This is a genomic window from Myxococcus sp. AB036A (assembly GCF_006547355.1).
Taxonomy (GTDB): domain Bacteria; phylum Myxococcota; class Myxococcia; order Myxococcales; family Myxococcaceae; genus Myxococcus; species Myxococcus virescens.
This window is the reverse complement of the sequence record NZ_VHLC01000188.1, coordinates 1-6,234: the sequence shown is the minus strand read 5'-3', so window position 1 is coordinate 6,234 and position 6,234 is coordinate 1. Positions and strand designations below refer to the sequence as shown.

Genomic DNA, 6,234 nt, shown 5'->3' with positions numbered 1-6,234 from the left:
GACTTGTCCGCCCTTTCCTTCCGGGCTTCTTCGTCGGGGCGCGGCTTCTACCACCACCGCGTCTCCTGTCAACTCGCTGCGTTGACTGCCGTATTCCGTATTGTCGTACTGACTCGCTCGAAGTGCCCTCCGCGCCAGTGCGCGGGCTTCTTTGCGAGGGGCGCGGCTTCTATCACCGCCGCGTTTTCTGTCAACCGGCTGCGTTGACCACCCTATTCCGTACTCTGGTGGACGAAGGACGTTCGCTGCGACACGACGCGCGGACCAGGCGCCCGCTCCGCACCTACAGTGCAAGTTGGCGTGGACGCGGCGGCGAAGGAGCCCGCGCGGGGTTGAGCACGTTCTGGTGCCCACAGTCGCGGCCCTGCTGGCGGTGGGCGGCCTGCGCCGACCGCGCACGGGGCGGTCGCGGTAGAAACGGACACTGCTGCTCCCCCGCACAGCGCCCAGACGCGGCACTAGCGCTCTGAGCGCTTGGCATGGGTTCTAACGTGGAGCCGCTCGTTGGGCCACGGCGGTTGAATGCGAGCAGGGGGCTTCACCGCACGGCGAGCCGATTCATTCGTTTCCAGTTCATCCGGACGCGCTGTGCTGTGGAGTAGCCCCCATCAAGTCCGACAGGAACAGTGAGGCGGAACAGCGAGCCGCCCCCTCAGGGAGCTCATCCCCAGCGCGGGCGCGAGAAAGCTCTTTCCCACGCCCGTTGGCCCCGTCAGCAGCACGTTGTGCTTGCCTGCCACCTACTTCGAGGTGGACAGCTCCGCACCTACGGCTTCATCAGTCCGCGGGCGCGGGTGTAGCCGATGTCCTCTACTCAGGCCTGCTGGCGCAGCTTCGCACGCAGCAGGCGCGCACTCAGCTTCTTGTTCTCCCGGCACATCCACTCCGCGTCCGCCAGGAGGCCCGCCATGTCAATGGCGCTCAGCGTCGTGTCGGCCCGCCTCTCCAGTCAGCCGCGCAGGTCGTTTGCCATGCCGTGCAAGCTTCAACGCGTTGAGATTCTCCAGCGTCTGGACCACGAGCATTCGTTCTTCTCCGTCAGTCTCGGTGTCTAGCCTGCGCGCCCTCATGCGCGCAGGCCACCGTCGAGACTGAGAGACTCAAGCCAACACCGACGGGCAATGGCAGCGCCCGGCCAAGAGGCCGTGCATGCAGTCAGTGGTAGGGGTGAGCACCGCACCCGTTCTCATGCTCGGGCAGCGCGCCCTTGTCGGCATGATTCTCGTCGGCGTCCTCAAGGTGGTGCTGGATGATAGCGACGACGGCCTTGTAGCTGACGGCACGGCAGCGCAGTGCCTGGGCGTACACATTCCCCACGCGGGCCTCGCCGTACTTCTTCTCGTCGGCCAGGCGCAGCACGCCCAGCGACGAGCGGAAGCCCTGCTGCGGGTGAGTCCGCTTCGTCATGAGTTCCTCCACCAGCTTCGCTCACGAGGGGCCTACGCCTTCGGCCCAGCGGATGAGACGCGAGGGCGTCCACTCGGTGTAATGCCAATGGGAGGCGGGGCTGTGCCCGGGTCAGGTGGTGAAGCGCCCCCTTCTGCGCGCTTCGCACATGGCTGGCCCCCCGGAGGCCCGCGAGGAAGACTTCGACGGCGCCCTCCGAGTGACGCACCTCCACCGGCTTGCCCATCAGCGTGAACGGCACGCTGTATCAGTGGCCCTGCAACTCCACGTGGTAGCCGATACTCACCCGCGCCTTCGTCCTGTAGGCCAGCTGATAGGGGCACGCCGGTAGCGGCTTGAGCGTCGCGCGCTGGTGGAAGCCGTCGCCGCCGGAGGTAGACGAGAGTTGGGCCTACGCGCGTCGCAACTTCTTCAAGGCCCAGGCCTTCGCCCCCCCCGCGAGCGAAGAGGTGCTGGAGCTCATCGGCGAGCTGTATTCCATTGAAGCAGACCCGCCCGGCTGGTCCGCCCTGTCGGGACAGCTGCACTAGGCCGCGCTCACTCACCGGCTCGCAGTGCGTCAAAGACACTCCGCCGCAAGTGCCTGAACGCTCGTGTTCGTCTCCCACGAGGAACGGGGCGCTCTTCGAGATCGGAGGGCATCGGTTGTCATGCCCCACGATGTCCGCCCCACATTACCGCCGCTCTGCGGAGCCCCGCGCCCGGACCAGGCCCCGTCTTGCAACACAGCCGCATAGGGGCGCCTGGCAGGCATCCTGCCCGGGCGTCCGTCGTCGCGCCGACCTGTTTCCGCCATCACCCGGGATTCGGCCCACGCTACGGGCGAACTACAGTCCAGAGCGGCAAATAAAAAAGCCCCCAAGTCCCAAGGACTTGGAGGCTTTTTCGGAGTGCCCAGGGCGGGATTCGAACCCGCACACCTTTCGGCGCCACCCCCTCAAGATGGTGTGTCTACCAGTTCCACCACCTGGGCGTTTGCTGCGGCGTCCATCTACCGGAGCTTTCTGATTCACGCAACGACAATCTCAACCGCTGCGTGAATCAGATTCTTCCTACGAACCACGTACCGCGAACGACTACTGCGCCGGAGCCGGCTCCTGCGTCGCGGGAGCGGACTCACCCGTCGCCGGGTTGCCACCACCCTCGGCGGGCGGAGTCGACTGCTCGCCGCGCGGCTGCTCCATGCTGCCCGGAGCCGCGTCACCCGAGGTCGCCGGGGCCGACTGCGCCGGAGGCGAAGCCACCGAGCCACCCGCCGCCACCGAGGAGCGCAGCCCCACGAAGGACAGGCCGAGCGAGCTGAAGAAGAAGAGCGCGGCGAAGACGCCGGTCAGCTTGCTGAGGAACGTCACCGCACCCCGGCCGCCGAAGGCGCTCGTGGCGGCACCACCGCCCAGCGCGGAGCCCATACCGGCGTCCTTACCCGGCTGGAGCAGAATGACGAAGATCATGAACACGCACACCAGGACGTGCACGATCGTGACGAAGGTCAGCATGTGGACTCTTTCAGACGTTCCGTGAAAAGGAGGCGCACCCTACACCAAAGTGGTGAACGGGTGACAACATCTTCCGCCCGCCCCCAGGATCAACTCTAAGTGGCCGCCTTGACGATGGCCGCGAAGTCGCCCGCCTTCAGGCTCGCGCCCCCGACAAGCGCCCCATCAACGTCCGGCTGGCCCAGCAATTCCGCGGCGTTGTCCGGCTTCACGCTGCCGCCGTACTGGATGCGCACCCGCCCGGCCGTCTCCCCATCATACAGGCGCTCGACCAGCCCCCGGATCGCCGCGTGGACCTCCTGCACCTGCGCCGCCGTGGCGTTGCGCCCCGTCCCAATGGCCCACACCGGCTCGTAGGCCAGCACGAAGCCCGCCACGTCCTTGGCCTCGAAGCCCTCCAGCGCCCCGCGCACCTGACGCTCCACCACCGCCAGCGTCTGGTTCGCCTCGCGCTCGGCCAGCGTCTCGCCCACGCAGATGATGGGCGTCATCCCCGCCGCGCGGACCGCCTTCGCCCGCTTGTTCACCTGCTCGTCCGTGTCCCCGAAGAGCTGCCGGCGCTCGGAGTGCCCCACGATGACGTAGGCGCACCCCAGCTCGGCCAGCATCGGCGCGGAAATCTCACCCGTGAAGGCGCCCGAGGACTCCCAGTGACAGTTCTGCGCCGCCAGCGCCAGCGGCGCGCCTTCCAGCGCGACATGCAGCGGCTGCAGCGCCACGAACGGCGGCGCCACCACCACCTCCACGGTGTCCCCCAGGGAAGCCACCTGCCCTCGCAGATCGCGCACCAGGGCCAGCGCCTCCGGTACCGACTTGTTCATCTTCCAGTTGCCAGCAACGATCTTCCGACGACGCGCGGTGGCCATGGTGTCCCCCAGGGGTGTGTGGTGTGTCGGACGCGGAGCCTACCGCGTCTCCAGCGCCTTGATGCCCGGCAACTCGCGTCCTTCCAGGAATTCCAAGGACGCACCTCCACCAGTGGACACATGGCTCATCTTGTCCGCGAAGCCCATCTGCTCCACGGCCGCCGCGCTGTCCCCGCCGCCGATGACGGTGGTGGCCTGCGTGTTGATGGCCATGGCCGCGGCGACGGAGCGGGTGCCCTCGGCGAACTTGGGGACCTCGAACAGGCCCATGGGCCCGTTCCACACCACCGTCCTCGCATCGCGGATGTGCTGCGCGAAGATGGCGCGCGTCTTGGGACCGATGTCCAGGCCCATCATGTCCGGCGGAATCGCGTTGTCCGGCGTCTCCGTGGCGGGGCTGTTCTCCGTGGGCTCGGTGCCCACGATGTGGTCCACCGGCAGGACCAGCTGCGTCTTGAACCGGTGCGCCGCCTCCAGCAGGCGCGTGGCCAGCGACAGCTTGTCGCCCTCGACGCGGGACTTGCCCACCTCTACGCCCTGCGCCTTCAGGAAGGTGTACGCCATGGCGCCACCGATGAGCAGCGCGTCCACCTTGGGCAGCAGGCTCTCGATGACCTTGATTTTGTCGCTCACCTTCGAGCCACCCAGGATGGCCACGAAGGGCTTGTCCGGGTTCTTGAGCACCTTGCCCAGGTACTCGATTTCCTTCCGCATCAGGAAGCCGGCCGCCTTCTCCTTCACGAAGGGCACCATGCCCGCGGTGGACGCGTGGGCGCGGTGGGCGGTGCCGAAGGCGTCGTTGACATAGACGTCCGCCAGCGCCGCCAGCTCGCGGGCGAACGTCTCGTCGTTGGCCTCCTCTTCCTTGTGGAAGCGGAGGTTCTCCAGGACGACCACCTGGCCTTCCTTGAGCTCCTTCACCTGCTTCTTCACGCCGTCACCGACGCAGTCGTCGGTGAGGATGACTTCGTGCTTGCCGCCGAGCAGCTCGGCGAGCCGCACGGCGACAGGCTCCAGCGACAGCTTCGGGTCCGGTCCCTTGGGGCGGCCGAGGTGGGAGGCCAGGATGACCTTCCCGCCCATTTCGAGCGCGCGCCGGATGGTGGGCATCGCCTCGCGGATGCGGGTGTCGTCGGTCACGCGCCGTCCTTCCATCGGGACGTTGAAGTCCACGCGGATGAAGACGCGCTTCCCGGTCAGCTGCAGATCATCGATGTAACGGATCATCTCGGTCCTTCCCTCTCGGTGCCCTGAACGCCCTTGGGACTAGACGCCCTTGGAGACGAGGAACTTCGCCGTGTCCACCATGCGGTTGGAGAAGCCCCACTCGTTGTCGTACCAGGCCATGACCTTGAGCAGGTTGTCGCCCATCACGAAGCAGTTGGTGGAGTCGAAGATGGCCGAGTGCGGGTTGCCGTTGTAGTCCACCGACACCGTCTGCGCGTCGCTGAACTCCAGCACGCCCTTGAGCGGGCCTTCGGCGGCCTTGCGGAAGGCCTCGATGACGGCCTCGGCGGTGACCTTCTTCTCTGTGTTCACCGTCAGGTCCACCAGGGACACGTTCGGGGTCGGCACGCGGACGGCCAGGCCGTGCATCTTGCCCTTGAGCTGCGGAATCACCTCACCAATGGCCTTCGCGGCGCCGGTGCTGGTGGGAATCATGGAGAGCGCGGCGGCGCGGGCGCGGCGCATGTCCTCGTGGGTGAGGTCCAGGATGCGCTGGTCGTTGGTGTAGCTGTGGACCGTGGTCATCAGGCCCTTCTCGATGCCGAAGTTGTCCACCAGCACCTTGGCGATGGGCGCCAGGCAGTTGGTGGTGCAAGAGGCGTTCGAGATGACGTGGTGCTTGGCCGGGTCGTACTCGTTGTGGTTGATGCCGTAAGCGATGGTGATGTCCGGGCCCTTGGCCGGGGCGGAGATGATGACCTTCTTCGTGCCCGCCTTCAGGTGCTTCTCCGCCGCGTCGCGCGCGGTGAAGCGGCCGGTGCACTCCAGCACCACGTCCACGTTCAGGTTCTTCCAGGGCAGCGCCGTCGGGTCCTTCTCCGCGGTGACGGTGATCTCCTTGCCGTCCACCACGATGCCCTTCTCCGTCGCCTTCACCTCACCCGGCCAGGTGCGGTGCACGGAGTCGTACTTGAACAGGTGCGCCAGCGCCGCGGGCTTGTCGAGGTCGTTGATGGCGACAATCTCGAGGTCTTCCTTGCGGCTGAGCACCGCGCGGAGGATGCAGCGACCGATGCGGCCGAAACCATTGATGGCAATCCGGGTAGCCATATTCGTCGTCTCCTTGAGCAGTGGGTGCCAGGCACCCACGGGTCGTCACGTCAAAATCGAGGGCGGCCGACCGTAGGCATCGCGACCGGCCGAGTCAACGCCCGGCGACATCCCCGCGACGACGCGCACGCCGAAGCTGAACAATCACCCCGAGCAACAGCCAGACGGCGGTGCCCGTTCCCCCACCC

The 6,234-nt window shown here is 66.9% G+C and carries 7 protein-coding genes and 1 tRNA gene; 1 reads left to right on the top strand and 7 read right to left on the bottom strand.

The annotated features are described in order from the left end of the window. Positions 1 to 608 precede the first annotated feature (608 nt). Positions 609 to 740: an ATP-binding protein gene (locus FL344_RS39615; protein WP_255508273.1), complete on the bottom strand. Its 132-nt coding sequence runs from the start codon at positions 738 to 740 to the stop codon at positions 609 to 611. A gap of 415 nt (positions 741 to 1,155) precedes the next feature. Next, entirely contained in the window at positions 1,156 to 1,407 is a 252-nt protein-coding gene (locus tag FL344_RS37645; protein ID WP_141621897.1) for a hypothetical protein, read from the bottom strand. Positions 1,408 to 1,742: 335 nt separating this feature from the next. Here FL344_RS37645 and FL344_RS37640 point away from each other — a divergent pair, with 335 nt between their 5' ends. Then, positions 1,743 to 1,937 (top strand): hypothetical protein, encoded by a 195-nt coding sequence (locus FL344_RS37640; protein WP_141621896.1) that lies wholly within the window; start codon positions 1,743 to 1,745, stop codon positions 1,935 to 1,937. A gap of 361 nt (positions 1,938 to 2,298) precedes the next feature. On the opposite strand, the gene FL344_RS37635 is transcribed toward FL344_RS37640, so the two are convergent. From FL344_RS37635 to gap, 5 genes are all read right to left on the bottom strand, one after another. After that, positions 2,299 to 2,380: transfer RNA gene (locus FL344_RS37635), tRNA-Leu, on the bottom strand. A 103-nt stretch (positions 2,381 to 2,483) separates the two neighbouring features. Then, positions 2,484 to 2,903, bottom strand: coding sequence for a preprotein translocase subunit SecG (secG, locus tag FL344_RS37630; protein ID WP_090488808.1), 420 nt, complete (start codon positions 2,901 to 2,903; stop codon positions 2,484 to 2,486). A 95-nt stretch (positions 2,904 to 2,998) separates the two neighbouring features. Then, positions 2,999 to 3,769 carry a triose-phosphate isomerase gene (gene tpiA, locus FL344_RS37625; RefSeq protein WP_141621895.1) on the bottom strand — a complete coding sequence of 257 codons (771 nt, stop codon included), beginning with the start codon at positions 3,767 to 3,769 and terminating at the stop codon, positions 2,999 to 3,001. A gap of 39 nt (positions 3,770 to 3,808) precedes the next feature. Then, complete coding sequence (pgk, locus tag FL344_RS37620; RefSeq protein WP_141621894.1) at positions 3,809 to 4,996, bottom strand: phosphoglycerate kinase; 1,188 nt, start codon at positions 4,994 to 4,996, stop codon at positions 3,809 to 3,811. 39 nt (positions 4,997 to 5,035) lie between these two features. After that, positions 5,036 to 6,046, bottom strand: coding sequence for a type I glyceraldehyde-3-phosphate dehydrogenase (gene gap, locus FL344_RS37615; RefSeq protein ID WP_141621893.1), 1,011 nt, complete (start codon positions 6,044 to 6,046; stop codon positions 5,036 to 5,038). Between the last annotated feature and the right edge of the window lie 188 nt (positions 6,047 to 6,234).